The sequence below is a fragment of the Aeromonas sp. HMWF015 genome (genome assembly GCF_963878965.1).
Taxonomy (GTDB): Bacteria; Pseudomonadota; Gammaproteobacteria; order Enterobacterales; family Aeromonadaceae; genus Aeromonas; species Aeromonas veronii.
The window spans coordinates 1-1771 of sequence record NZ_CAWNZT010000120.1 but is presented as its reverse complement, the minus strand read 5'-3'; the positions used below and the strand labels follow the sequence as shown (position 1 = coordinate 1771).

Genomic DNA, 1771 nt, shown 5'->3' with positions numbered 1-1771 from the left:
CTGACCCGTCGTGATGATGTACCGCCGCGCGTGGTCATCAACGAAGCGATCGAGCTGGCCAAAGCTTTTGCTGCCGATGACAGCCACAAGTTTGTCAACGGTGTACTGGACAAGGTGATCAAGTCGCTGAACAAGCGTTGATCCTGCTGTCCGTCAGCATCTAAGAGAGGAGCCAGCTTATTGCTGGCTTTTTACTGTATGGGTGAATTTGAGCTGATTGATAAGTACTTCAAGGTCCCCCACGCCCGCAAGGACGTGGTGATGGGCCCTGGAGATGACTGTGCCCTGCTGACCCTGCCCCCCGATACCCAGCTGGCGGTGAGCACCGACACTCTGGTGAGCGGCGTACACTTCTTTCCCGACATGGATCCGGTGGATCTCGGCTACAAGGCGCTGGCGGTCAATCTCTCCGATCTCGCCGCCATGGGGGCTGAGCCGCGCTGGGTGTCGCTGGCGCTGACCCTGCCTGCCATTAACGAAGGTTGGGTCGCCGGTTTTGCCGAAGGGTTTCTGGAGCTGGCCGAGTACTACAATGTGGCGCTGGTGGGCGGGGATATGACCCGCGGGCCCCTCTCTATCACCATTTCGGTGAAGGGGTCGGTGCCTGCCGGGCGCGCCTTGATGCGCAGCGGCGCCAAAGCGGGTGACGGCATCTATGTGACCGGCACTCTGGGGGATGCCGCGCTGGCGCTCTCCCACCTGCTGGGCAAACGCACCCTCAACGAGAACCAGCTGGCTGCCGTGCTGCCACGGCTCGACCACCCCCATCCCCGCATTCTGGCCGGTCAGGCGCTGCGCGGGCTGGCGGGTAGTGCGCTGGATCTCTCCGATGGTCTGGCATCGGATCTCGGCCATATCCTCAAGGCCTCCGGTGTACGGGCCCAGATCGATCTCGATCTGCTGCCGCTCTCGCCGGTGCTGCAGGATGCGGTGAGCGAGCAGGAGGCGTGGCAACTGGCGCTGGCCGGTGGCGATGACTACGAGCTCTGCTTCACCGTACCGGAGGAGCACCGCGGCGCGCTCGATACGGCGCTGGCCCACAGCGGGGTCAAGTTCAGCCGCATTGGCCGCATCGTGGCGGGCGAGCCGGGCATCGACTACCTGCGTGGCGACCAAGCGGTCGAGCTGCAACTGAAAGGGTGGGATCACTTCGCATGAGTTTGTTCAGGATAAAGCCCGAGCTGACACGACTGGATCTGAAAAATCCGCTTCATTTTTTGGCGGTGGGGTTTGGTTCCGGTCTCAGCCCCAAGGCGCCGGGCACCATGGGCACCCTGGCGGCCATTCCGCTCTATCTGCTGGTGAGCGGGCTGCCGACCCACTGGTTCATCGCCCTGCTGGCGGTTGGGTTTGTGGTCGGTATTCGTATCTGCCAGAGCGCCACCGATGCCATCGGCATGCCGGATCACGGCGCCATCGTCTGGGACGAGGTGATCGGTTTTGGCGTCACCATGATCGCCGCGCCAGCCGGTTGGGAGTGGGTGGTGGCGGGTTTCGCGCTGTTCCGGTTGTTTGATGTGCTCAAGCCCTGGCCCATCTCCTGGTTTGATCGCCGGATCCACGGTGGCCTGGGCATCATGCTGGACGATCTGATCGCCGGCCTGTTCGCCCTGTTTTGTATGCAATTACTGGCATTCTGGCTCGGTTGAGAGCCATCTTCCGGGGGATGACCGCTCTGGCATCCCCCGATTTATATCTGCTTAATTTTCATTCATCGGCATATGCTGCCGTTTATCATCCATTTCACATAAATATTCACTACTCATTCGGG

General features: G+C 61.4%; 3 protein-coding genes. All 3 read left to right on the top strand.

The window, feature by feature from the left end; all coding sequences use genetic code 11:
- The coding region (locus AACS18_RS06110; RefSeq protein ID WP_308810793.1) for a transcription antitermination factor NusB at nucleotides 1-141 on the top strand (141 nt) is incomplete at its 5' end.
- Between the two features lie 57 nt (nucleotides 142-198).
- Complete coding sequence (gene thiL, locus AACS18_RS06105; protein ID WP_026034998.1) at nucleotides 199-1158, top strand: thiamine-phosphate kinase; 960 nt, start codon at nucleotides 199-201, stop codon at nucleotides 1156-1158.
- Nucleotides 1155-1649: a phosphatidylglycerophosphatase A family protein gene (locus tag AACS18_RS06100; RefSeq protein ID WP_005349509.1), complete on the top strand. Its 495-nt coding sequence runs from the start codon at nucleotides 1155-1157 to the stop codon at nucleotides 1647-1649. The genes thiL and AACS18_RS06100 overlap by 4 nt, the downstream gene beginning before the upstream one ends.
- The last annotated feature ends 122 nt before the right edge of the window (nucleotides 1650-1771 follow it).

What these genes read in the sequence shown, in the direction of transcription:
- AACS18_RS06100 (WP_005349509.1), top strand. Translation starts at nt 1,155, where the DNA reads ATGAGTTTGTTCAGGATAAAGCCCGAGCTGACACGACTGGATCTGAAA.
- thiL (WP_026034998.1), top strand. Translation starts at nt 199, where the DNA reads ATGGGTGAATTTGAGCTGATTGATAAGTACTTCAAGGTCCCCCACGCC.